The 22,906-nt window shown below is 69.2% G+C and carries 19 protein-coding genes; 8 read left to right on the forward strand and 11 right to left on the reverse strand.

Features of this window, described 5'->3' with window-relative positions; translation table 11 throughout:
- Nucleotides 1-8 precede the first annotated feature (8 nt).
- The gene (locus tag M9M90_RS12535; RefSeq protein ID WP_254833569.1) at nt 9-1,085 is read right to left on the reverse strand and encodes a fasciclin domain-containing protein; all 1,077 of its coding nucleotides are present in this window, start codon (nt 1,083-1,085) and stop codon (nt 9-11) included.
- A gap of 390 nt (nt 1,086-1,475) precedes the next feature.
- Here M9M90_RS12535 and M9M90_RS12540 point away from each other — a divergent pair, with 390 nt between their 5' ends.
- Together M9M90_RS12540 and M9M90_RS12545 are read left to right on the forward strand one after the other, a co-directional pair.
- Nucleotides 1,476-1,814 (forward strand): P-II family nitrogen regulator, encoded by a 339-nt coding sequence (locus M9M90_RS12540; protein ID WP_254833570.1) that lies wholly within the window; start codon nt 1,476-1,478, stop codon nt 1,812-1,814.
- Nucleotides 1,815-1,850: 36 nt separating this feature from the next.
- On the forward strand, nt 1,851-3,425 hold the full coding sequence (locus M9M90_RS12545) for an ammonium transporter (protein ID WP_254833571.1): 1,575 nt from the start codon (nt 1,851-1,853) through the stop codon (nt 3,423-3,425).
- A gap of 88 nt (nt 3,426-3,513) precedes the next feature.
- Here M9M90_RS12545 and M9M90_RS12550 read toward each other — a convergent pair whose 3' ends face one another.
- Genes M9M90_RS12550 through M9M90_RS12560 form a run of 3 tightly spaced genes read right to left on the reverse strand, consistent with a single transcriptional unit; the run spans nt 3,514 to nt 7,845 of the window.
- Entirely contained in the window at nt 3,514-4,398 is an 885-nt protein-coding gene (locus M9M90_RS12550) for a 4-(cytidine 5'-diphospho)-2-C-methyl-D-erythritol kinase (RefSeq protein ID WP_371876848.1), read from the reverse strand.
- A 12-nt stretch (nt 4,399-4,410) separates the two neighbouring features.
- On the reverse strand, nt 4,411-6,114 hold the full coding sequence (locus M9M90_RS12555) for a tetratricopeptide repeat protein (RefSeq protein WP_254833573.1): 1,704 nt from the start codon (nt 6,112-6,114) through the stop codon (nt 4,411-4,413).
- Between the two features lie 57 nt (nt 6,115-6,171).
- On the reverse strand, nt 6,172-7,845 hold the full coding sequence (locus M9M90_RS12560) for an electron transfer flavoprotein-ubiquinone oxidoreductase (RefSeq protein WP_254833574.1): 1,674 nt from the start codon (nt 7,843-7,845) through the stop codon (nt 6,172-6,174).
- 169 nt (nt 7,846-8,014) lie between these two features.
- On the opposite strand from M9M90_RS12560, the gene M9M90_RS12565 reads away from it, so the two are divergent.
- The 3 genes from M9M90_RS12565 (at nt 8,015) to M9M90_RS12575 (ending at nt 11,092) form a co-directional block, all read left to right on the forward strand.
- Complete coding sequence (locus M9M90_RS12565; RefSeq protein ID WP_254833575.1) at nt 8,015-8,560, forward strand: hypothetical protein; 546 nt, start codon at nt 8,015-8,017, stop codon at nt 8,558-8,560.
- Nucleotides 8,561-8,603: 43 nt separating this feature from the next.
- Nucleotides 8,604-9,416, forward strand: coding sequence for a uracil-DNA glycosylase family protein (locus tag M9M90_RS12570; protein ID WP_254833576.1), 813 nt, complete (start codon nt 8,604-8,606; stop codon nt 9,414-9,416).
- 68 nt (nt 9,417-9,484) lie between these two features.
- A complete protein-coding gene (locus M9M90_RS12575; RefSeq protein ID WP_254833577.1) occupies nt 9,485-11,092 on the forward strand; it encodes a lytic transglycosylase domain-containing protein in 1,608 nt (535 codons plus the stop codon).
- On the opposite strand, the gene M9M90_RS12580 is transcribed toward M9M90_RS12575, so the two are convergent.
- Nucleotides 11,048-11,503, reverse strand: a complete 456-nt coding sequence (locus M9M90_RS12580; RefSeq protein WP_254833578.1) for a glycosyltransferase — start codon at nt 11,501-11,503, stop codon at nt 11,048-11,050. The two genes, M9M90_RS12575 and M9M90_RS12580, sit on opposite strands and share 45 nt — an antisense overlap.
- Before the next feature lie 75 nt (nt 11,504-11,578).
- Here M9M90_RS12580 and M9M90_RS12585 point away from each other — a divergent pair, with 75 nt between their 5' ends.
- Nucleotides 11,579-12,661 (forward strand): PA0069 family radical SAM protein, encoded by a 1,083-nt coding sequence (locus M9M90_RS12585; protein WP_254833579.1) that lies wholly within the window; start codon nt 11,579-11,581, stop codon nt 12,659-12,661.
- A gap of 14 nt (nt 12,662-12,675) precedes the next feature.
- Here M9M90_RS12585 and M9M90_RS12590 read toward each other — a convergent pair whose 3' ends face one another.
- Entirely contained in the window at nt 12,676-13,947 is a 1,272-nt protein-coding gene (locus M9M90_RS12590; RefSeq protein WP_254833580.1) for a cytochrome P450, read from the reverse strand.
- Nucleotides 13,948-14,065: 118 nt separating this feature from the next.
- On the reverse strand, nt 14,066-15,364 hold the full coding sequence (locus tag M9M90_RS12595; RefSeq protein WP_254833581.1) for a class I SAM-dependent RNA methyltransferase: 1,299 nt from the start codon (nt 15,362-15,364) through the stop codon (nt 14,066-14,068).
- A 167-nt stretch (nt 15,365-15,531) separates the two neighbouring features.
- Between M9M90_RS12595 and M9M90_RS12600 the strand changes: the two genes are divergently transcribed.
- Nucleotides 15,532-15,951, forward strand: coding sequence for a glycine zipper 2TM domain-containing protein (locus M9M90_RS12600; protein ID WP_305885119.1), 420 nt, complete (start codon nt 15,532-15,534; stop codon nt 15,949-15,951).
- Nucleotides 15,952-15,995: 44 nt separating this feature from the next.
- A complete protein-coding gene (locus M9M90_RS12605) occupies nt 15,996-16,613 on the forward strand; it encodes a glycine zipper 2TM domain-containing protein (protein WP_254833582.1) in 618 nt (205 codons plus the stop codon).
- 32 nt (nt 16,614-16,645) lie between these two features.
- Here the strand turns inward: M9M90_RS12605 and M9M90_RS12610 are convergent, their stop codons facing one another.
- The 4 genes from M9M90_RS12610 to M9M90_RS12625 all read right to left on the reverse strand — a co-directional run bounded on the left by M9M90_RS12610 (nt 16,646) and on the right by M9M90_RS12625 (nt 22,804).
- Nucleotides 16,646-17,389 (reverse strand): TlyA family RNA methyltransferase, encoded by a 744-nt coding sequence (locus M9M90_RS12610; RefSeq protein ID WP_254833583.1) that lies wholly within the window; start codon nt 17,387-17,389, stop codon nt 16,646-16,648.
- Nucleotides 17,389-19,149 carry a class I adenylate-forming enzyme family protein gene (locus M9M90_RS12615; RefSeq protein WP_254833584.1) on the reverse strand — a complete coding sequence of 587 codons (1,761 nt, stop codon included), beginning with the start codon at nt 19,147-19,149 and terminating at the stop codon, nt 17,389-17,391. The genes M9M90_RS12610 and M9M90_RS12615 overlap by 1 nt, the downstream gene beginning before the upstream one ends.
- A gap of 133 nt (nt 19,150-19,282) precedes the next feature.
- Nucleotides 19,283-20,032 carry a hypothetical protein gene (locus M9M90_RS12620; protein WP_254833585.1) on the reverse strand — a complete coding sequence of 250 codons (750 nt, stop codon included), beginning with the start codon at nt 20,030-20,032 and terminating at the stop codon, nt 19,283-19,285.
- A 108-nt stretch (nt 20,033-20,140) separates the two neighbouring features.
- Entirely contained in the window at nt 20,141-22,804 is a 2,664-nt protein-coding gene (locus M9M90_RS12625; RefSeq protein ID WP_254833586.1) for a valine--tRNA ligase, read from the reverse strand.
- Between the last annotated feature and the right edge of the window lie 102 nt (nt 22,805-22,906).

The following is a 22,906-nucleotide window of genomic DNA, read 5'->3' on the forward strand; positions in this document are numbered from 1 at the left end:
GGTCCGGCTTAGTTCCCCTTCGCCTTGCTGCGCTTGCCGGCGTTGGAGAGCGGCTTGTACTTGGCGCGGTTCTCCGGGGTGTCGGCCACGGGCTGCATGGCGACGGTGGTCGAGGTGACCGCGGCCGAGGCGTCGGCGCCCGGATTGGCGGCCCGTGCGGTCATGGCGTCGGTGGCCGGAGGAGCCGTCGCATCGCTGGGGGCTGACTCCGGGGTCGGCGCGGGCTCGCCGGCGGGCGGCGTCGGCGGTTCCTGGGCGGCGGCGTCCGCGCCCACCTGGTCTGCGGCGGGCGGCGGGGTGGCGGCCTCGTCCGTCAACGCGGCCTTGGCGTCGGCTTCCCGTTCGGGGACCGGCGACGGCGCCATTTCCTTGTCTTGCGTCAGGCACTGGGAGGCCTCGAGCGCGGCGAGCTTGTCCTTTGGCGGCGCGGCCTTGGGTGTGGCGGCGGGCTTGGCGCCGACGGCGGGCGGGGTCGCGGGCGTTTCCGGGGCGGTGGTCGATGCCGCGGCGCCGCTGGCGACGGCAGAAGCCGCACCCGGCATCAGCACCTTGTCGACCACGTGAAGGATGCCGTTGCTGGCGGCGATGTCGGCCTGGACGATGGTGGCGTCATTGACCATCGGCGTCTCGCCGCCGGAGAGCTCGACGGAGGGGCCGGCCACGGTGGCGGCCTTACGGGTGGAGCCCTTGAAATCGGCCGAGGTCACCGGCGCATTGACGATGTGATAGATCATCAGCTTCTGAAGCTGGGCCTTGTTCTCGGGCAGCATCAGCTTTTCCAGCTCGCCGGCCGGCAGGGCCGCGAAGGCCGCGTCGGTGGGCGCGAACACCGTCAGGTTCTTGTTGGTCTTCAATAGGCCGGTGAGATTGGTCGCCTCCGCCGCCTTCAGGAAGGTGGTGAACTGGCCCGACGCCTTGGCCGTGTCGACGATGTCGCCGGCCGGGATGACCTTGGCGGCAGCGGCGCCGGCCGGCGCCGCGGCTGGCGGCGCCTTGGTCGCCGGAGCGACGGGGGTCTGGGCCTGGGCGGCGCCGGCCAGCAGCGCCGCGACGGCGGCCGTCATCAGGAATCGGGTCAGGTGCATCGGGTCCTCTGGGGGTTGGAAAGATCACGCCCTGGGCCAGGGGGAACCCGGCCGTCGCGGCTCACTACGCGCGGCTCGCCGAGGGGTTTCCCGGGATCACAGCTTCGTGAGAGCGCGCCATTTCACCGCCCTCATTCGAACGGCTTAGGGTCCCAATCCGGGCGCTGGAAGCCCAATACGCCTGTAAATTGGGCACACCCCCCGGCCGGCGCCTGGAAAACAGGCGCACGCGGCCTTTTCCTTGATCAGAGGTTACCAAGCACGGCTCCCGCGCCCCGCCACCGATAGCGTCGCCTTGCCGTCGGAGGGGGAGTGCAAGCCGCGTTTCGCCGACGGTGCGGGAAAACAACCCACTGGCGCGTCTCGGCTTGGGCCGCGCGGGAGCAGGCGATGAAATTGATCATAGCGATCGTCAAACCCTTCAAGCTGGACGACGTGCGCGAAGCGCTCGTGAGCGCCGGCATCGAGGGGCTGACGGTCTCCGAAGTTAAGGGCTACGGCCGCCAGAAGGGGCAGACGGAGATCTACCGGGGCGCCGAGTACCAGGTGAACTTCGTTCCCAAGGTGAAGCTGGAGGCGGTCGTCGACGACGCCGCCGCCGGCAAGGCCGTCGAGGCCATCAAGGCCGCGGCCGCCACCGGCAAGATCGGCGACGGCAAGATCTTCGTCCTCAACGTCGAGGACGCAGTGCGTATTCGGACCGGCGAGTCCGGCACGGCCGCCCTCTAGGCGCGTCGAACTCATCGGGACATGGGGATCACACCAATGAAATCATCGGGACTGCACAAGCTGACGGGCCTGGCGCTCGCAGCCATCATCGCCGGAGGCGTGCTCGCGCCCTCGGCCTTCGCCCAGGACGCCGCGCCGCCGGCCGCGCCCGCCGCCGCCGAGGCGACCGTCGCGCCCGCAGCCGAGGCCGCACCGGCTGCCGAAGCCGCTCCGACCGCCGCCGCAGAGGCCGCGCCAGCCGCGGAGGCCGCGCCAGCCGCGGAGGCCGCCGCGCCTACCGTCGACAAGGGCGACACCACGTGGATGCTGGTCTCCACCGTCCTGGTCCTGCTGATGATCCTGCCCGGCCTGGCCCTGTTCTACGGCGGCCTAGTCCGCCAGAAGAACATGCTGTCGATGCTGATGCAGGTCTCGACCGTGACCGTCATCGGCATGATCGCCTGGCTGCTCTACGGTTACAGCCTGTCGTTCACCGACGGCGGCGGCCTCGACAAGTTCGTCGGCGGCGCCGGACGCCTGTTCCTCAAGGACGTGACGCCGGCCAGCACGGTGGCGACGTTCTCGACCGGGATCGCCATCCCCGAGCTGGTGTTCATCTGCTTCCAGATGACCTTCGCCTGCATCACCGCCGCCCTGGTCCTGGGCGGCGTGGCCGAGCGGATGAAGTTCGCCGCGGTGGTGGCCTTCGCCGTCCTCTGGCCGATCCTCTCCTACTATCCGATGGCGCACATGGTGTGGTGGTGGGCTGGTCCCGACGCCGTCGCCGCCGCGCCGAAGGATCCGATCCAGTCGGGCCTGCTCTGGGGCTGGGGCGCCATCGACTTCGCCGGCGGCACCGTGGTCCACATCAACGCCGGGATCGCGGCCCTGGTGGGCGCCCTGATCACGGGTCCCCGCAAGGGCTTCCGCACCGAGGCCATGCCGCCCCACTCCCTGACCCTGACGCTGGCGGGCGCCGGTCTGCTGTGGGTGGGCTGGTTCGGCTTCAACGCCGGCTCCAACCTCGAGGCCAACGGCTACGCCGCCCTGGCCATGATGAACACCCTGGTCGCCACCGCCGGCGCCGGCCTCTCCTGGGTCGTCACCGAGTGGGTGACCCGCAAGAAGGCCAGCATGCTGGGCATGGCCTCGGGTCTGGTCGCCGGCCTCGTGGCCGTCACCCCGGCCGCCGGCTTCGCCGGACCGGTGGGCGCCCTGCTCCTGGGCCTGATCGTCTCGCCGATCTGCGTGATCTTCTGCTCGGTCATCAAGAACGCGCTGAAGTACGACGACAGCCTGGACGCCTTCGGCATCCACGCGATCGGCGGCATCGTCGGCGCCATCGCCACCGGCTTCCTGGTCAATCCGGCCTGGGGCGGCGCGGGCGTGGTCGACTACACGACCTGCGGCCTCGACGGCGACATCTCCACCTGCGACACGGCCGCCTATGTGATGGGCACTCAGGTCATGGCCCAGGTGAAGGCGGTCCTGCTGGCGATCACCTGGTCGGCGGTGGCCTCCAGCATCGTCTTCTTCGTGATCAAGTTCACCATCGGCCTGCGGCCCTCGGTCGACACCGAGGAAGAAGGCCTCGACATCGTCGAGCACGGCGAACGCGCCTACCACTCGTAGGCGTCAGATCAGGAGCAGGGCCGCCTGGGGCCCTGCTCCCCTCTCGGGAACGGGGGCCTTCGCGGCCCCCGTTGTCGTATGCGGAGGTCTAGACCGCCGGATCCCAGGGGCCGCCGAGACGGCAGCGCTTGACCCACCAGGCCGGGCGCATGGCTTCCAGGCGTTCGGCCAGGGTTTCGGCCTCGATGTCTGAGCCGCAGAGGGCGAAGCAGGTGGCGCCGGAGCCGGACATCCGCGCCAGCAGGGCCTCGGGCTCGTCGGCCAGGGTCTCCAGCACGTCGCCGATCTGCGGCGCCAGGGTCACGGCCGGGGCCTGCAGGTCGTTCGTCGTGCCGCGCAGCCAGCCGGCCAGTTCCTCGACGCTCTCGAAGGCCTCGGGCATGGGCGGCGCGGCGATGTCGCCGAACCGGCCGGCTGCGTCGAACGCCCGATAGGTCTGCGGCGTGGAGACGCTCACCCCGGGATTGACCAGCACGGCCTCGATGGCCGGCAGGCCGGGCGCGGGGCTCAATCGCTCTCCCCGCCCCTGCGCCACCACCGGACGGCCCCAGAGGCAGGCCGCGCCGTCGGCGCCCAGCTCGGCGGCGATCGCCTCCAGCTCGCGGTCGTCGAGGCTGAGGCCCAGGGCCTCGCGCACCAGGCGCAGGGCCGCGCCGGCGTCGCTCGAGCCGCCGCCCAGGCCCGCGGCCACCGGCAGCCGCTTGTCCAGCGACAGGGCGAGCGGCGGCTGGGGCCCGCGGGCGCGGGCCATGAGGGCGCGGGCGGCGCGCAGGACCAGGTTGTCGGCGTCCTGGCCGGGCAGGCCGGCGGCGAACGGACCTTGGACCCGCAAGGCCAGGGCGTCGGCCTCATGGACGCTCACCCGGTCGCCGATGTCGGCGAAGACCATCAGGCTGCAGAGCGGATGATAGCCGTCGGCTCCGGGGGCGCCGACATGCAGGAACAGGTTGATCTTGGCGGGCGCGAACGCCACCGGCCCCACGGCCTACTGCCCGGCGATGCGCGGCGACGTCGCCGGCCCCTTGGGGCCGAGGCCCGAGGTCAGCTTGGCCTCGACATCGGCCTTGATGCGTTCGTCGGGATCGAGGGTCAGCACCCGACGCCACTGGAATTCCGCCTCGGTGCGGCGGCCGACCCGCCAGTAGGCGTCGCCCAGGTGGTTGTTGATCTCGGGATCGCCGGCCTCGAGCTCGACGGCCTGTTCGAGATTCTCGACCGCCTTCTTGTAGTCGCCCAGGCGGTAGTAGGCCCAGCCCAGGCTGTCGATCATGGCGCCCGACTGCGGATTGGCGGCAACGGCCTTCTTGACCATGCCCAGGGCCTCGGCCAGGTGCTCGCCGCGATCGATCCAGGAATAGCCCAGATAGTTCAGCAGCTCGGGATCCTCGGGCCGTTGCCTGAGCGCCGTCTGCAGGTCGCGCTCGGCGGAGGGCCATTGGCCCGAGCGCTCGTAGGCCACGCCGCGGGCGTAGAGCAGCCGCCAGTCGGGGTCGGCGTTCTTGCCGATCACCTCGGTGAGGACCTGGGCGGACTCCGCGTAGCGGTCGTTGGCGCGCAGCAGGTCGGCATAGGTGACCCGGGCCTCGTGGTCGCCGGAGGCCGCGGCGTCCTGGGCCATCTTGAGCGCGATCTCGGGCTGCTTGGCGTTCTGGTAGCTCCAGGCGAGCTTGGCGCGGGCTGTGGCGAATTCCGGCGAACCCAGCTTGGGCCGGCTGTAGGCGTCGCGCGAGGCGGTGGTGTCGCCGGCCACCTCCATCAGGTCGCCGACCATCAGCCAGGCCTCGTTGCGGGTGGGATCGAGCCGCAGGGACAGGCGCAGATAGGCCAGGCCCAGCTGGTCCTGCTTGGCGCCCAGCATGGTGGCCGCCGGGGCGATCAGGACCTGGGCCGCGCCCTGGCGCAGGGTCGGCATGGGCGGGGTGGACCTGCCCGAGAGCGCGCGCAGGCGCGCGGCGGCGATGATCGCGTCGGACGGCTGGGCGGCGAGCGCCTTGTCGTAGAGGGCCACGGCGTCGGCGCGGCGATCGCGCCGTTCCAGGAAGGCGCCATAGGCCAGGATCGCCATGTCCAAGGGGTTATCGCCGCCAGTCAGCGCCTTGTAGTCGGTCTCGGCTTCGTCGAAGCGCCGGACCCGCTCATAGAGATAGGCTTGGCCGAGCTGGCCGAAATAGTCGACGACCCGGTCGCCGCGCACCTCGGGCCGCACCAGGGAGCCATCGACGTCCCCGGCCATGGCCGCCGCCCACGGCGCCAGCAGGGCGGCGGCGCCGCGATGGGGGAAGCCGATGCCGTCACCGGTTAGGATGGCGTGGGCGTCCTTGCCCTTGCCCTGGACCATGGTCTCGACGCCCTTGACCAGCTGGCCCAGGCGCTTGGTGGATTCCGAGGCCTCCTCGCCCTCCGGCGCCAGCGCGGCGGCCTTGGCGATGTCCCCGGCCAGGACCGCGGCGGTGAAGGCGTGGTCGCGCAGCAGGTCGTTGGCGCCGCCCTCGGTTTCAGCGCGCTCGAAATAGGCTGCCGCCTCGGCCCCGTTGCCGTCGTTGAGCGCGCCCTGGCCGGCCAGGAACGCCCCGTAGGCCGAGCCGCCCATGCCGTCGATCATGGTCGGACGCCAGCCGACCTCCTCGGACGGCGTCGCGCAGGCGGCGACCAGGAGGAGCGGGGCGAAGGCTACGAGCAGATGGCGCATTCGGCGAGACTCCCCGCTTTCCGCGCCAACATCAAGGCGCCAGGGCGAGGCTTGGCGTCACATGTTCGGATAGTTGGGCCCGTCGCCGCCCTGGGGCGTGGTCCAGACGATGTTCTGCGACGGATCCTTGATGTCGCAGGTTTTGCAGTGGACGCAGTTCTGGAAATTGATCTGGAACTTCGGGTTCTTGCCCTCGGCGTCGTAGAGCACCTCATAGACTCCGGCCGGGCAGTAGAGCCGCGCGGGCTCGCCGTGGCGCGGCAGGTTCACCTGGATGGGGATGGAGGGGTCCTTGAGCCTCAGGTGGGCCGGCTGGTTCTCGTCGTGGTTGGTCGACGACAGGAAGACCGAGGACAGCTTGTCGAAGCTGAACTCGCCGTCCGGCTTCGGATAGACGATAGGCTCGTAGTCCTTGGCCAGGCCGGTGGATTCGGCGTCGCTCTTGCCGTGCTTCAGGGTGCCCCAGGGCGACCAGCCGCCCAGCGCATTGGCGATGATGGCGTCCATCCCGCCGAGAAGGATGCCCGGGATGGTGCCGAACTTCGACCAGAGCGGCTTGAAGTTGCGGACGTTGCGCAGCTCCTTGGCGATCCAGGACGTCTTGTAGGTCTCCTCGTAGGCGGTCAGTTCGTCGCCCGACCGACCCGCGCCGATGGCGGCGAAGGCGGCCTCGGCGGCCAGCATGCCGCTCTTCACCGCGTTGTGGCTGCCCTTGATGCGCGGGACATTGACCATGCCGGCCGAGCAGCCCAGCAGCACGCCCCCGGGGAAATAGAGCTGCGGCAGCGATTGGTGGCCGCCCTCGGTGATGGCGCGCGCGCCGTAGGAGATACGCTTGCCGCCTTCGAGATAACAGCTGATCGCGGGGTGGGTCTTGAAGCGCTGGAACTCGTCGAAGGGCGAGAGCCAGGGGTTCTTGTAGTTGAGGTGCAGCACGAAGCCGATGGCCACGTAGTTGTCGCCGAAGTGGTACATGAACGAGCCGCCGCCGGCGTCGTTCTTCAGCGGCCAACCGAAGGTGTGCTGGGTGAGACCGGCCTCGAAGTTCTCATCAGGAACCTGCCACAACTCCTTGATCCCGATGCCGAATTTCTGAGGATCACGGCCGGCGGTAAGGCCGAACTTGGCCTGCAGCTGCTTGGCCAGGGAACCGCGCACGCCCTCGCCGATGAAGGTGTATTTGGCGTGCAGTTCGATGCCCGGCTGGAAGTCGGGGCCGGGCTGGCCGTCCTTGCCGATGCCGAACACGCCGGCCACGACGCCCTTCACCGAGCCGTCCTCGTTGTAGACCACCTCGGAGGCGGCCATGCCGGGATAGATCTCGACGCCGAGCGCCTCGGCGTGTTGGGCCATCGAACGGCAGACGTTGCCCAACGAGGCGATATAGTTGCCGTGGTTCAGCATCCACTTCGGGAACGGCAGGAAACTGATGTCCAGGTCGCCATGCGGACCCAGGATCACGAACTTGTCGCGGGTGACCTTGGTCTCCAGCGGGATGCCAAGCTCCTTCCAGTTGGGCAGCAGCTCATTGAGGCCGATCGGGTCGATCACCGCGCCGGACAGGATGTGGGCGCCGACCTCGGAGCCCTTTTCCAGCACGGCGACCGAGATCTCGGTCCCGGCCGCTTCGGCGAGTTGTTTCAGACGGATCGCAGCCGAAAGCCCCGACGGACCGGCGCCGACGATGACGACGTCGTACTCCATCGCTTCGCGCTCGATGGCTTCGGTCATGGTCCCCAGCTCCTAAAGTCCGCGGCCCAAGGGTTCCCCTCCCCTTATGTACCGCAGTGTTGATCCGTCGCGGGACTTATCGGTAGCTTGGGCAAGGGCGGTCAAGCGTGAACTCGGTCATGAGATGGTATAGGCAGCCTATTCGCGGCGTTGGGACCCCTGGAACAGCATGAGACTCACGGTCATCGCCTGCCTGGCCGCCTTGGCGTCCGCTGGTCCCGCCTACGCTGGCGGTGCGACCGCGGCCCAGTGCGAGGCGGCGACGGCGGCCATGCCGGAGGCGATGACCGGCGTCGCGAACACGTTCTACAGCACCGGCGCACCCGGACCTATCAGCCCAACGCTCTCTCGCCACGAGAATCCGCACCAGAACTGGCATGGCCGTACACCCAAGCCCGCGACGCTCGCGGCGCTGGAACGCGTTCTGAACACATCGGCGTTGTCCTGCTCCAGCGCACTGGAGATCGCCGCCCAGCGCGGCACGATCCTCTCGGACGACGAGGGCCAAAGGCGTCTCAAGGCCATGGGGCTCAACGGGATCACGGCGTATTTCCACCGCGTGTCCCTGCCGGCGCTGGACCCGGAAGGCCGCGAGGCGATTGTGGCGATCGCCAGCACGAGCAATCAGCTCGCCGGAGGGGTTCGACTCTACTTCCTGGAGAAGGTGGGTTCCCAATGGGAAATCGTCGGGCAAAAGGTCCTCGTCGTGAGCTAGCTTCGGCTATGGTGGCCACTACCGCCACCTAACTCTGGACCCGATGACCCCAGCCGACCCCCGCGCCGCCGAAAGCCTGCTCGCCTTTTGGGCCGAGGCGGGCGTCGACGCCATGCTGCTGGACGTGGCGGTCGATCGCATCGAGGCCGGCAAGATCGTCCCGCCACGCCCGCCTGAACGCAAGTCCGCCGCGCCCGCGCCGGTCGCGCGCAAGCCCGGCCTAGCCCCTGACATCGCCTCGGCGGTGATCGAGGCGCGGCGTCTGGCCGCGGAGGCCCAGGACCTGGATGCCCTGAAAGCCGCCATCGCCGCCTTCGACGGCTGCCCGCTGAAGTTCGAGGGCGCGCGCCAGGCGGTGTTCTCGCGCGGCGCGGCCGATGCGCCCCTGCTGGTGATCGGCGAGGGTCCCGGCGCGGAGGAAGACGCCCGGGGAGAACCCTTCGTGGGCAAGGCCGGGCAGTTGCTGGACAAGATGTTCGCCGCAGCGGGCCTGACCGACCGGGTGTTCATCACCAACACCGTTTTCTGGCGCCCGCCTGGGAATCGCACCCCTACGCCGCAGGAACAGGCGGTCTGCCTGCCCTTCCTGGAGCGTGCCATCGAGCTGGTCGCGCCGAAGATGCTGCTGCTGGTAGGGGCGCCCGCGGCCAAGTCGATGCTGAAGCGCGACGAGGGGATTCTGTCCCTGCGCGGACGGTGGTTCGAATGGGTTTCGGAGAGCGGCGAGCTGGAACTGCCCGCCATGCCGACACTCCACCCGGCCTTCCTGCTCAGGCAACCGGCAGCCAAGAAGAAGGCGTGGAGCGACCTTCTGACCCTGACCGAACGACTTGATCGCCCGGAACGGGGCGGGTAGGACTCCCTCTGTCGAGAACAAGGGCTGCGTCCAGATCGCTCTCAAGAAGCGGCCGACGCGGGAAATGGATGCAGGCACGCAACGGCATTCAGGTCGCGGTTCTCGCTGCGATCTTCGCCGCTTTCGCCCAAACCACCGTCGCAGCGCCCAAGGTGCTGAGCGATTCGGACGCCCAGCGGTACGCCGCGGCGTTCGCCGCCGTCGAGGACGGCGACTTCATCGACGCCGGCCTGCAGGCCGCCCAGGCCAAGGACCAGTCCCTGGCCGGCCACCTCGCCTTCCGCCAGCTCATGCATCCCACCGCCCACACCGCCAGCTATGACGAGCTGGCCAAGTGGCTGGATCGGTTCGGCGACCTGCCCGGCGCCGAGCGGGTCTATTCCCTGGCCAGCCGCCGCAAGCCCTCGGAGGGTACGGCGCTGAAGACCCCGCTGCTGGCGGGCTTCGGCTGGGGCGCCATCGAACGCACCGCCCAGGGCATCGCCGAGCGCCTGCCCGGCGCCAAGGGCCGGATGGCCCGCGAAGCCTTTTACGCCGGCGACATGAAGCGGGCCTTCGAACTGGCACCGGCCGCGGGCGAGCGCTGGATCGCCGGCCTCGCCGCCTATCGTCTGAAGAACTATGACGCCGCCGAAACCAACCTGGCCCTGGTGGCCCGCGACGAGGACGAGGATCCCTGGCTGCGCGCCGGGGCGGCCTATTGGGCAGCCCGCGCCATGGCCGAGGCCGGCGACAGCGCCCGTTCCGATCAGTTCCTGGCGCTGGCGGCCCGCTTCCCGACGACCTTCTACGGCATGATCGCCGAGCGCCGCGTGGCGCTCGGCAAGGCCAACCAGTTGGCCGCCGCCGACCAGGGCCGCTACACGCCCGCCGCCTACACTGGCCCCACCGTGGAGCTGGCGCGGTTCATCAGCAGCGACTCGCGCGCCCACCGCGCCGCGGCCCTGGCCCAGATCGGCCGGGCCACCGAGGCCGGGCTGGAATGCCGCGCCGGCCTGACCCTGGCCAAGACCTCCACCGAGCGTTCGCGCTGGATGGAGCTGATCCAGGCCCTTAACGCTCCGCTGACGGCGCTCACCGGCCCGACCCGCGCCGTGGCCGAGCCCGACTATCCCATGCCCACACTGGAGCCCCGCTCAGGCTTCACGGTCGACAAGGCCCTGGTCTACGCCATCGTGCGCCAGGAGAGCCGGTTCAACCCCCTGGTGGTCAGCCATGCCGGCGCCGTGGGCCTGATGCAGCTGATGCCGGAGGCCGCGGCCCGCGCCGCCGGCGACGACAAGCTGAAGACCGACATGAGCCCGCTGTTCGATCCCGCCTTCAACCTGCGGGTCGGGCAGGACTATGTGACCTGGCTGATGGAGCGCGGGGTCGGCTACGACATCCTGCGCACCGTGGCGGCCTATAACGGCGGGCCCGGGACCCTGCTCAAGACCGTGCAGCGGGTCGGCCCCGAGGCCGACAGCCTGCTGATCATCGAAAGCCTGCCCAGCCTTGAGAGCCGGAACTACGTCGAGAAGGTGATGGCGGCCTACTGGACCTATCGCAAGAAGTTCGGCCAGGAGAGCAAGACCCTGGACGCCCTGGCCCAGGGCCAGGGGTTCATCGACGCGAGACTGGACCAGCCGGGCTCAAAGCCGAGCGCGCCCACCATGCTTGCGGCGCAAACCGACTAGGTCGAGGCCCGGCCCCGCGCCCTTCAGGGCGGACTTTTCCACCAGCACGCCCGACGGCGCCGGCCTAAGGCGGCCCAGCAGCCCCTCCCCGTCCCGTTCGCCCAGGACCAAGGCGTTCCCGCCCCGCCGCGTCAGATGGCCGCCGACGGCTCCGTCCCAGCCCGAACGCAGGCGCAGGTCGGCGGGCAGGATCAACACCCAGTCGCGCCGGGCGATCGCCAGGGCCGAGGCGAAGGTCGAGGCCACGTCGGCGCCGGCGTCCTCGCTGACCTCCAGGGTGCCGTCCGTGGAGCCGCCGTCCAGCACGATCACCTGGGACACCAGTCCGTCCACCGCCGCCGGCACCAGGCGAGCCAAGAGGTTGGCGAGGTCGCGCTCGGAATTCAGCGTCGGGACGATCACGGAGAGCATGGGTCCAGTGGCGTCGGTTCGAACGGATCGTCAATAGAGTTCTTGTTTTGTTCCTGTACGGCGTTAGTGTGGGGCGTGTCCACATTCACCCAGCAAATCGCCATCCGGGGCCGCGGCGCCCGGTCCAATGCGTCAGGGCGCTATGAAGCCCAGGCGCGGGAGGCCTTCGATGACGGCTGGACGGTGGAGGATCCCGAGCCGGTCCAGATCAGGACCACCCTGAGCCCGGAGCGGGCCAAGACCATCATCACCAGGAACAATAGCCCCGACATCGGCTTCAATCGCTCGATCAACCCCTACCGAGGCTGCGAGCACGGTTGCATCTACTGCTACGCGCGTCCCGCCCACGCCTATATGGGCCTGTCGCCGGGGCTGGATTTCGAAAGCCAGCTGTTCTTCAAGCCCGAGGCCGGCAAGCTGCTGGAGAAGGAGCTGTCGGCCCCGCGCTACAAGCCCGAGTTCATCCATATCGGCGGCAACACCGATCCCTACCAGCCGCAGGAGCGCACAGCGCGGGTCACCCGCCAGGTGCTGGAAGTGCTGGCGAGGTTCAACCACCCCTTCTCGGTGATCACCAAGTCGGCGCTGATCCTGCGCGACCTGGACATCCTGGCCGAGACGGCGGCGAAGAACCTCTGCCGGGTCGCGGTGTCGGTCACCACCCTGGATCGCGCCCTGTCCCGCAGCATGGAGCCGCGCGCGGCGACGCCGGAGAAGCGGATCGGCGCGATCAAGGCCCTGTCGGACGCCGGCGTGCCGGTGATCGTGATGTTCGCCCCCTCGATCCCAGGCCTGAACGACCACGAGATGGAGGCGGTGCTCGAGCGCGCCGCGGCGGCCGGCGCCAAGGGAGCGGGCTATGTGGCCCTGCGCCTGCCCCGCGAGATCAAGGACCTGTTCCAGGAGTGGCTGGCCACCGACCACCCCGACCGGGCGAGCAAGGTCATGTCCCTGGTGCGCCAGATGCGCGGCGGACTCGACTACGATCCCGAATGGGGCAAGCGGATGCGCGGCGAAGGCCCTATCGCCGAGATGATGTCCCAACGCTTCCAGGCCGCCAAGAAGCGCCACGGCCTGACGTTCCGGTTCGAAGGCCTCGACCTCAGCCAGTTCCGGGTCCCCGTGATGGCGGGGGATCAAGGGGATTTGTTCGGTTAGTCCGCCCCTGCCCGCTAGTTCCGCGTCGGGATGATCACCGGCAGGGTCTCGTAGCCCTTGACGAAGACCGAGTGGGTGCGGGTCGGTTCGTCGACCACCTCGATGGTCGGGAAGCGGGCCAGCATCTCTTCCCAGATGATCTTGAGCTGCAGCTCGGCCAGGCGGTTGCCGACGCAGCGGTGGACGCCGAAGCCGAACGACAGGTGCTGGCGAGGCCGCTCGCGGTCGATGATGTAGCTGTTGGGCTCGGCGATGACGTCATCGTCGCGGTTGCCCGAGACGTACCACATGGCCACCCGGTCGCCCTTCCTGATGGTCTTGCCGCCCAGCTCGTAGTCCTGGGTCGCGGTGCGCGCCATGTGGGCCAGCGGCGTCTGCCAGCGGATGGTTTCGGACACCATGGAGGAGATCAGCGAGTGGTCGGCCTTGAGCTTGGCGTACTGGCCGGGGTTCTGGTTCAGGGCGTAGACCGAACCGGAGATGGTGTTGCGGGTGGTGTCGTTGCCGCCGATGATCAGCAGGGCGACATTGCCGTGGAACTCGTGGATGTCCATGTCGCGGGTGGCCTCGCCGTGGGCCAGCATCGAGATCATGTCGCCCTGCGGCGGGCTGTTGACCCGGTCATTCCACATCTCAGTGAAGCGGCCGAAACAGGCGGCGATCTCGCTGCGCTTCTGGTCCCAGCTGGTCACCGGGCCGTGGCCGGGGGCGTTGGTCATGCAGTCCGACCAGTGGGTCAGCTTGCGGCGCTCCTCGAACGGGAAGTCGAAGAGCGTGGCCAGGGTCATGGCCGTCAGCTCCTTGGAGACCAGGTCCACCCAGTCGAACACCTCGCCGATCGGCAGGCCGTCGAGGATGATCCCGGCGCGCTCCCGGATCACCGGCTCCATGCGGTGCAGGTTGGCCGGCGCCACGGCGGGGCTGACCGTCTTGCGCTGCACGTCGTGCTTGGGCGGGTCCATGGAGATGAAGCTGGGCCGCGCCGGACGGTTGGCGTTCTGCTCCTTGGCCTCGAGGCTGACCAGGGTGATGCCGTCGGCCGAGGAGAACACCTCGTGATTGGTGTCGACCGCCATGATGTCGTTGTAGCGGGTCACCGACCAATAGGGCCCATAGGCGCTGTCTTCGGTGAAGTGGACCGGATCCTCGGCGCGCAGACGTTCGAAATAGGGCCAGAGCTCGTCGTCGGCGAACAGCAGCGGCTGGGCCGGGTTCAAGGTCTCCAGCGGCTCGGCGTAGGCCCGCGCGTGGGCTTCTCCACGGATGTCGACGGCGCCGTCGCTCATAGGTCGTCTCCCTGAGGGGCGCCTCGAAGCGGGCGCGGCCTTCTCGTTGGGATGAGGACGCCGATCCGAACATTGTTTTGCAAGGGATTTTCCCTGCATGGCCGTGGCGTCCGGCGGATCAGCGGCTGAACACGCCGACCAGCTCGATATGCGGCGACCAGAGGAACTGATCGACCGGCAACAGGCGATCGAGCGTGAAGCCCCCATCAATCAGGATCCGCGCGTCCCGGGCGAAGGTGGCGGGGTTGCAGGAGACCCCGACGGCCCGGGCGACCTTGGACCTGGCGATCTCGGCGGACTGCTCGGCGGCACCGGCCCTTGGCGGGTCGAAGACCACAGTGTCGATGCGCTTCAGCTCCTCGGCCAGGACCGGGCGACGGGCCAGGTCGCGGTGCTCGCCGACGATCCCCTTCACCCCCGGGGCGGTGGAGACCGCCGCATTGAGCGCATGGATGGCCGGCGCCGAGGAATCGCAGGCCAGGACGGGGGCGACGCCCGCCAGGCGGAAGGTGAAGGTCCCCACCCCGCAATAGAGGTCGGCGATCCTGTCGGCCCCGGCGCACGCCTCGACCGCCAGGGCGGCCATGGCGGCCTCGGCGGCGGGCACGGCCTGCAGGAAGGCCCCGGCCGGCAGGGCGACGGTGGCCGGGCCCAGGCGGACCATGGGCTGGCGGACCAGATAGGCCGGCTCGCCGTCCAGGGTGACGCGGGCGAAGTCGCCCTGGGCGGCGATCTCGGCCAGCCGCATTCGGGCGTCGGCCGACAGGCCGCCGCTCTTGCGCTCCACCCCGGTGATGTCGACGTCGATCCCGGTGGCGGTCAGCGTCACGTGGAGGGTCGGCGCGGACTTGGCGTGCTCGAACAGCGGCGCCGCCAGGGCGCGCAGGGCGGGCAAGGCCGCCTGCAGGGCCGGATCGGCGATGGGGCAGACCTCGATGTCGACCACGTCCCAGGACTTGCGCGCCTTGAAGCCCAGGCGCGCGGCGCCGCGGCCGCCGGGGCGGGCGTGCAGGGCCAGGCGACGGCGGCTGGCCGGGGGGGCGGCCACGGCCGGCAGGAACTCGGTCTCGATCCGCTCGCGGGCCAGGGTCCGGCGCAGGCGGTCGACCTTCCAGGCCAGATAGGCGTCGTGCTCCCAGTGCTGGAGGGCGCAGCCGCCGCAAACCCCGAAGTGCGGACACGGCGGGACGACGCGCTCAGCGCTGGCCTGCAAGATCTGCTCGACGTCCCGCCGCTCGCCGCCGGGGGCCAGGCGCACGCGCTCTCCGGGCAGGGTGAAGGGCGCGAAGATCGGTCCCGCCGCAATGCCGTCCCCTTCTCCGCCTACGCTCTCGATGACCACCTCAAGGGCGGGCCCGGACGGCGCTTCGGACTGGGGACGCCTCTGGGGCCGGGACGGCCGCCGGGAACTTCGCATGCTCTAGCTCGTTTTCAGGAAACCCGCGCCCAACCCATGTGGATCAAGGCGCAGCGCCACATGAACGAAGATGAACGACGCACTCAAGCGACGTTCAGGTTCGTTCCATCAATCTCTCTACCGCAGTCGGCGCCCTGGCGTCGCCTCACCCAATCTGGAGCCACCCGATGAATCGCGTCCTCGCCCTCGCCGCCGCAGCGGCCGTTGCGGCCTCCACCCTCACCATCCCGACCTTCGCCGCCGCCCAGTCCTATGGCTCAGGCGACCCCTGCCGCGCCGAACAGCGCCGCAAGGCCAACCAGGGCACCCTGGCGGGCGGCGTGCTGGGCGCCGTGGTCGGCGGCAGCGTGGCGGGCAACGGGGCCAAGACCGAAGGCGCCGTGCTGGGCGGCGTGGTCGGCGCGGTCGCCGGTCACCAGATCGCCAAGCGCAACGTCAAGTGCGGGTCCTATCCCAAGCGCGTGGCGCGCAACTCCTACCAGCGCAATAACTGCCGCTGGGTGCAGGAGTATTACGGCGGCCGCAACCACAGCTTCGAAGTCTGTCGCGCGCGTGATGGCGTCTGGCGGCCGAGCGGCCGCGGCTAGGCCCAGAACACAGCATCATCGAGATTCAACGAGGGGATGAACCCATGAACTTCCGCAACACATTCGCCAAGGGCGCCCTGGCCGGCGTCGCCGGGGTCATGGCCCTCTCGGCCGCCGCCACCGTCCCGACCTTCGCCGCGGCGCAGTCGTCCGGCTATTACGGCCAGCGCGAGGGCGGCTACTACGATCCCTGCCGCCGGTCCTCGACCAACCGCGGCACGACCGGCGCCCTGATCGGCGGCGCGCTGGGCGCGGTGATCGGCTCCAACGCCGCGGCCCGCAACGCGCGGACCGAGGGCGCCCTGCTGGGCGGCGCGCTGGGCGCGGTGGGCGGCGCGGCGGTCGGCAAGAACTCCGCGGCGTGCGAGTCCTACCGGGCTCCGCGCTCCACCTACTACGACAACGGCTCGCGCTACGGTTCGCGCGGCGAAAGCGGCTACTACGCCGGCTCCTACGATCGCGACCGCTACGTCGATCGCAGCGGCTATGACGACGACTACGCCTATGACCGCCGCGGCACGGCCTATGAGGTCACCCAGCGTCCCGGCGCCGATGGCTGCAGCCTCGCCGAAAGCCCGATCTATCTCCCCGACGGCCGGGTGCAGAAGCGCTTCGTGCGCGTCTGCCAGGACGCCTCGGGCAACTATCAGGTCGTCGATTAGTACCGGCGTCTGAGCGTGAGAAAGCCGTCGACCTAGCGGTCGGCGGCTTTTTTCACGGCCCAGAGCAGGTATTCGCGATTGCCGTCGCCCCCGGTTATGGGGCTGTCGGCGGTGGCCTGGACGGCCCAGCCCGCGCCCTCCAGGAAGGCGGCGACCTCGGCCAGCGTCCGGGCGCGGACCGCCTCGTCCTTGACCCGTCCGCCCTTCCCCACGCCCTTTGGCCCCGCCTCGAACTGCGGCTTGACCAGGGCGACCAGGTCCGCCGCGTCCCGCGCCAGTGCGAGCGCCGCGGGCAGCGCCTTGGCCAGGCCGATGAAGCTGACATCGGTGACCACCAGGTCCGGAGTGGCCGGGATCAGTGCGGTGTCCAGGCTGCGTGCGTCGACGCCCTCAAGGTCGATCACCCGGGAATCGCTCGCCAGGCTGGGGTGGAGCTGGCCGCGCCCGACGTCGACGGCGAAGACCTTCGCCGCCCCGCGCACCAGGCAGACCTCGGTGAAGCCGCCGGTCGAGGCGCCCACGTCCAGCACGGTCCGCCCCGCTGTCTCGATGGGCCAGAGGTCCAGCGCGTGGACCAGCTTCAGCGCACCCCGCCCCACATAGGGATGGGCGGCCACGGCGACGATCTCGGCGTCCTCCTCAAGCGGCTCGGAGGCCTTGGCCAGCACCCGGCCGCCGACCGTGACGCCGCCCGCCTCGATGGCGGCGCGGGCCTTGGCGCGGCTGTCGAACAGGCCGCGCTCCACCAGCAGGAGGTCGGCCCGCTTGCGGGCCATCAGGCCGGGGCCTGCTCCTCCTCGAACAGCTTCTTGAGCTCATTCTTGAGGATCTTGCCGTTGGCGTTGCGCGGCAGGGTCTCGTGCCAGAACTTGACCTTCACCGGCACCTTGAAAGCGGCGAGATGCTCAGCCACATGGGCGCGCAGCTCGGCCTCGGTGGCCGAGGCGCCGGGCTTTAGCGTCACCACCGCGCCGGGCTCCTCGCCAAGCGTCCGGTGCACGATTCCGACGACCGCCGCGTCCATCACCGCAGGATGGTCGTAGAGAACGTTCTCCACCTCGATGCAGTAGATGTTCTCGCCGCCGCGGATCAGCATGTCCTTGGCCCGGTCGATGATGAAGCAGAAGCCCTCCTCGTCGATCCGCGCCAGGTCGCCGGTCCGCACCCAGCCGTCGACGAAGGTCTGGGCCGTGGCCTCGGGCTTGTTCCAGTAGCCCTTCACCACCTGCGGCCCGCGCGCCCACAGCTCGCCCACCTGGTTCGGGGCCAGCACGGTCTTGCCGTCGGCGGCGTCACGGATCTCCAGGTCGGAGACCGGCACGGGCGGGCCGCAGCTATCGGGGCGGTTGGCGTAGTCCTCGGCCCCGTGGGTGGTGACCGTGGCGCAGGTCTCCGTCATGCCCCAGCCGTTGCCGGCCGCGGACTTGGGGAAGGTCTCCTTGATCTTGCGCACCAGCTCGGGCGCCGAGGGCGCGCCGCCATAGGCGACGCTCTCCAGGGACGAGAGATCGTAATTGGCCCGGGCCGGATGCTCGATGAGCTGCCAGGCGATGGTCGGCACGCCGCCGGCCGACTGGACCTTCTCGCGCTCGATCAGCTCGAAGGCGCGAATGACGTCCCACTTGTGCATCATCACGAGCTTGGCGCCGCCGGCCAGGGACGGGTTCAGGACGGCGAAGCAGCCGGTGACGTGGAAGAACGGCACCGAGATCAGCGAGGACCGCTGCGGGCCATCGGGATCGGGCTGGGGCGGCGCCTCGCCGCGGCGCAGGAAGGCGCGGGCGCCGGCCACGGCGGCAGCCATGATGTTGGAGTTCACGGCGCGCTGGGTGGCGAGCGCGCCCTTGGGCTTACCCGTGGTGCCGGAGGTGTAGAAGATGGTGGCGTCGTCGTCGGGTCCGATCTCCACCTCGGGCAGCGGCCGGTCGGGCAGCTTGCCCCAGTCGTTGGCGCCGCCGATCACGCTCTCCAACTGGGTCACCAGCGGGTGGGCGATCTCCTCGCGGTCGCGGCTCACATAGACGCGGACCAGGTCGGGGCAGTTGGGCAGGTGCTCGGTCATGCGCTCATAGCGCTCGGCGTCCATGACCACGACCTTGGTCCCGGAATCGGTGAGGCCGTATTCCAGCTCAGGCCCGGTCCACCAGGCGTTCAGCGGGGTGACGATCGCCCCGACGGCCGCCGCGGCGTAGAAGGCCACCGGCCATTCGGGCAGGTTTCGCATGACCACGGCGACCCGGTCGCCCTTGACCACGCCCTGGGCCTGCAACTCGGCGGCGAAGGCGGCCACCGCGCGATAGAAGGCCTCGAAGGTGACCCGCTCGTCCTCATAGACCAGGAACACCCGGTCCCCATGGGTGCGGCCCAGCTCGACGATGGAGCGGATGGAGGGCGGCAGGTTCTTCCAGGTGCGGGTGGGAACGCCGCGGATGTCGACCGTCTCCATCTCGGCGGGCGTGCCGGGCGCGGTGATCATCGCGTGGGCCTGGGCGATGGACATGGCGGGCCAGCCGGCGGGCAAAGCAGCCTCGGTCATGGGACGTTCCTCCTGATACTCGCGCGGATTCACGGGCCCGCGTCGTCTCAGGTGAACAACCATAACCTAGCGTCAGGTGCAAACGGGTGTTTGAGTTTTGCGCTTACGACGTAAAGACTGTGGCGCGGAGGCGTCAGCGCCGGCTTCCAGGCTGACCACCAGAGTTAGACGCTGTCCGATCCACCGCGAGTTCTCCCAAGAAGGCGTCGATGTCGTTGAGAAGGGCGGGCCACGTCGAGATCGGGTGTGGTGTCGAAGGGCTAGGGCCGCCGGCGTCAGCAGCGTGTGGGCCAGTGCTCAATAGGAGCCGTAGCTGGAGGCCCGACGCCGCTGTCGCATAGACCGTGCATTCCGCAGATGGCGCAAGGTCGCCGCAGTTCGCGTAGATTGATGTCGTTCTAAGCCCGCCCGCGGGACTGAAAAGATCAAACGCCTTGCCTGGCCGGTGATTGATGAGGAAGCCTTCTCTCTTGCCGCCCATGGTTGAGAACGGGGTGTGCGGTCGCCGTTCGCTGCCCACGTAGACGTCGAAGCCATAGAGCGATCTTAGCTGCGGACGGCCGATCTCGCGCGCCCTCGCGGTCAATGGAGCCGATGGAAAGGCCATCCTCGACACCTTGGCGGGAGGATCGTCGGGGCGTTGGCAATAGGCCCAGCGCCCCGCCGCATCCCGGAATTTCCGGCTCGGTAGGTTCGGCACCTCTGCTCCGTCGCGCAAGAACGACGGCCGGAGCTCGGTCGGAATCGCGAAGAACTTGCCGCCCAGTTCAACCTTGACCTTGTCGGTGGGTTCACACGGTGGCGTGAGCGGATTGCAGCCCGCGAGAAGCGTCGAAATGACGGCCCCAAGGACTATCTGTGATCGACGGCGAATGACCGACATCGGAAGCTCCCGCGCTCTGCGAGCAGCCTTACATCATCAGAAAACAACTTCACGACGTATTTTGGTCACTTTCTACATAAGATTGTAGCGATTTCCTGTCGCGAAGTCTCAGCCCGCCGCTTGCAGCCTCGACAATGCGCTTTCCAGCTTGGCCTTGGCGGCTTCGGATTCGGCCAGGCGCTCGCGGTTTTCCTCGACCACCTCCTCCTTGGCGTTGGCCACGAAGGCGGGATTGCCCAGCTTCTGGTTCACGTGGGCGATGTCGGAGGCGTGGGCGGCGATCTCCTTGGCCAGGCGCGCGCGTTCTGCGGCCAGGTCGATGAACTGCGCCACCGGCAGGGCCAGGGTGGCCCCGTCCACCACGAAGGGGATGGCGCCCTCGGGAATGGCGTCCTCGAAGCGAACCTCGGAGACCCGCAGGGTCTGGGCGATCACCGCCGCGTTGGTCGTAAACACCTGGCGCTGGGTCGGGGTGGCCTCGACCACCAGCAGGGCGGGCTTGGCGCCGGGCGGCACGTTGAGCTCGGCGCGGACCGAGCGGCCCTCGCTGACGGCATTGATGACCAGGCCGATCTCGGCGTCGGCGGCGGGGTCGATCAGGCTGGACGGCAGGACCGGCCATTGAGCGGTGATCAGCATGCCCTGCGCGCGCGGGGCGCCCAGGTCGGCGGTCTGGTTCCACAGCTCCTCGGTGATGTAGGGCATGACCGGGTGCAGCAGCTTGAGGATCACGTCCAGCACCCAGGCGGCGGTGGCCTGGGTTTCGGCCTTGGCGGCCTCGTCGGCGCCGTTCAGCAGGGGCTTGGCCAGCTCGACATACCAGTCGCAGTAGGTGTTCCAGATGAACCGATAGAGGCCGTTAGTGGCCTCGTCGAAGCCGCAGCCCTCCAGGGCGGCGGTCACTGTCTGGGCCGCGCGGGCGGTTTCGCCGACGATCCAGCGGTTGAGCACGCCCTTGACCTGGGCCGGGTCGAAGCCCTCGGCGCGGGCGCAGCCGTTCATCTGGGTGAAGCGGGTGGCGTTCCACAGCTTCGTGCCGAAATTGCGATAGCCTTCAATGCGCTGGGTGGAGAGCTTGATGTCGCGCGCCTGGCCCGACATGGCCGTGAGCGTGAAGCGCAGGGCGTCGGCGCCGTAGCTGTCCACCAGCTCCAGCGGGTCCATGACATTGCCCTTGGACTTGGACATCTTGGCGCCCTTGGCGTCGCGCACCAGGGCGTTGAAGAACACCCGCTTGAACGGGACCTCGCCGGTGAAATGGATGCCCAACATCATCATCCGGGCGACCCAGTAGAAGATGATGTCGAAGCCGGTCACCAGGGTGTGGGTCGGGTAGAACCGCGCCAGGTCGGCGGTCTTTTCCGGCCAGCCCAGGGTGGAGAACGGCCACAGGCCCGAGGAGAACCAGGTGTCCAGCACGTCCTCGTCCTGGCGCAGGGGCTCGTCGTGGCCGTAGTGCTCGCGCGCGGCGGCCTTGGCGGCTTCCTCGGTCTCCTCGACGAAGATGCTGCCGTCCGGCCCGTACCAGGCCGGGATGCGGTGACCCCACCAGAGCTGGCGGCTGACGCACCAGGGCTCGATGTTCCGCATCCACTCGAAGTAGGTCTTCTCCCAGTTCTTGGGCTCCAGGACCGTGCGCCCCTCCTCCACCGCCTTGATGGCGGGCTGGGCCAGGGTCTTGGCGTCGACGTACCACTGGTCGGTCAGGTAGGGCTCGATGACCACGCCGGAGCGGTCGCCGTGGGGGACCGCGTGACGGGTCTTCTCGATCTCGCGCAGCAGGCCCAGGGCCTCGAACTCGGCCACCACCTTCTTGCGGGCGGCGAAGCGGTCCAGGCCCTGATATTCCTTGGGCGCGTTCTCGTTGATCCGCGCCTGGGGGTCGAAGATGTTGATCAGCGGCAGGTTGTTGCGCTTGCCGACCTGGTAGTCGTTGAAATCGTGGGCCGGGGTGATCTTCACCGCGCCGGAGCCCTTTTCGGGATCGGCGTAGTCGTCGGCGATGATCGGGATCGGGCGGTTGACGATCGGCAGCCGCACGGCGCGGCCGATCAGGTGGGTATAGCGCGGATCCTTGGCGTTCACCGCCACGGCGGTGTCGCCCAGCATGGTCTCGGGCCGGGTGGTGGCCACCACGATCTCGCCGGAGCCGTCCTCCAGCGGATAGGCGAAGTGGTAGTAGGCGCCCTCGACCTCGCGCTGCTCGACCTCGATGTCGGAAATGGCGGTCTGGAAGTGCGGATCCCAGTTCACCAGCCGCTTGTCGCGATAGATCAGCTTCTGCTTGTGCAGGGTGACGAACACCTTGCGCACCGCGGCGGAGAGGCCCTCGTCGAGAGTGAAGCGCTCACGGCTCCAGTCGCAGGAGGCGCCCAGGCGGCGCAGCTGGTTGGTGATGGTCCCGCCGCTTTCGGCCTTCCACTCCCAGACCTTGGCGACGAACTCCTCGCGCCCCATGTCGCGGCGCGAACGGTTGCCGGCCTGGGCGAGCTGGCGTTCCACCACCATCTGGGTGGCGATGCCGGCGTGGTCGGTGCCGGGCAGCCACAGGGCCGCCTTGCCGCGCATACGTTCGAAGCGGGTCAGCACGTCCTGCAGGGTGTTGTTCAGCGCGTGGCCGATGTGCAGCGAACCGGTGACGTTCGGCGGCGGAATGACGATCGAGAACGGCTCGGCGGCCGGATCGGAGCTCGGCGCAAAGGCGCCCGAGGCCTCCCAGGCGGCGTAGAGGCGCGGTTCGGCGGTCTTGGGATCGAAGTTTTTTTCAAGCATTTCGCTGCGGTGCTTACAATCTCGCTCCGGCCAGCGGAAGCGGGATGAGTCAAAACCGCCCTCCCCGAATTTCACGGAGAGGGCGGATTGGATCTGGTCCGG

The organism is Phenylobacterium sp. LH3H17 (assembly GCF_024298925.1).
Taxonomy (GTDB): Bacteria; Pseudomonadota; Alphaproteobacteria; order Caulobacterales; family Caulobacteraceae; genus Phenylobacterium.

Excerpts from the sequence above, each read along its gene's own strand:
- M9M90_RS12535 (WP_254833569.1), bottom strand. The coding sequence starts at position 1,085 with ATGCACCTGACCCGATTCCTGATGACGGCCGCCGTCGCGGCGCTGCTG.
- M9M90_RS12540 (WP_254833570.1), top strand. The coding sequence starts at position 1,476 with ATGAAATTGATCATAGCGATCGTCAAACCCTTCAAGCTGGACGACGTG.
- M9M90_RS12545 (WP_254833571.1), top strand. The coding sequence starts at position 1,851 with ATGAAATCATCGGGACTGCACAAGCTGACGGGCCTGGCGCTCGCAGCC.
- M9M90_RS12555 (WP_254833573.1), bottom strand. The coding sequence starts at position 6,114 with ATGCGCCATCTGCTCGTAGCCTTCGCCCCGCTCCTCCTGGTCGCCGCC.
- M9M90_RS12560 (WP_254833574.1), bottom strand. The coding sequence starts at position 7,845 with ATGACCGAAGCCATCGAGCGCGAAGCGATGGAGTACGACGTCGTCATC.
- M9M90_RS12565 (WP_254833575.1), top strand. The coding sequence starts at position 8,015 with ATGAGACTCACGGTCATCGCCTGCCTGGCCGCCTTGGCGTCCGCTGGT.
- M9M90_RS12570 (WP_254833576.1), top strand. The coding sequence starts at position 8,604 with ATGACCCCAGCCGACCCCCGCGCCGCCGAAAGCCTGCTCGCCTTTTGG.
- M9M90_RS12575 (WP_254833577.1), top strand. The coding sequence starts at position 9,485 with ATGCAGGCACGCAACGGCATTCAGGTCGCGGTTCTCGCTGCGATCTTC.
- M9M90_RS12580 (WP_254833578.1), bottom strand. The coding sequence starts at position 11,503 with ATGCTCTCCGTGATCGTCCCGACGCTGAATTCCGAGCGCGACCTCGCC.
- M9M90_RS12590 (WP_254833580.1), bottom strand. The coding sequence starts at position 13,947 with ATGAGCGACGGCGCCGTCGACATCCGTGGAGAAGCCCACGCGCGGGCC.
- M9M90_RS12595 (WP_254833581.1), bottom strand. The coding sequence starts at position 15,364 with ATGCGAAGTTCCCGGCGGCCGTCCCGGCCCCAGAGGCGTCCCCAGTCC.
- M9M90_RS12600 (WP_305885119.1), top strand. The coding sequence starts at position 15,532 with ATGAATCGCGTCCTCGCCCTCGCCGCCGCAGCGGCCGTTGCGGCCTCC.
- M9M90_RS12605 (WP_254833582.1), top strand. The coding sequence starts at position 15,996 with ATGAACTTCCGCAACACATTCGCCAAGGGCGCCCTGGCCGGCGTCGCC.
- M9M90_RS12610 (WP_254833583.1), bottom strand. The coding sequence starts at position 17,389 with ATGGCCCGCAAGCGGGCCGACCTCCTGCTGGTGGAGCGCGGCCTGTTC.
- M9M90_RS12615 (WP_254833584.1), bottom strand. The coding sequence starts at position 19,149 with ATGACCGAGGCTGCTTTGCCCGCCGGCTGGCCCGCCATGTCCATCGCC.
- M9M90_RS12620 (WP_254833585.1), bottom strand. The coding sequence starts at position 20,032 with ATGTCGGTCATTCGCCGTCGATCACAGATAGTCCTTGGGGCCGTCATT.
- M9M90_RS12625 (WP_254833586.1), bottom strand. The coding sequence starts at position 22,804 with ATGCTTGAAAAAAACTTCGATCCCAAGACCGCCGAACCGCGCCTCTAC.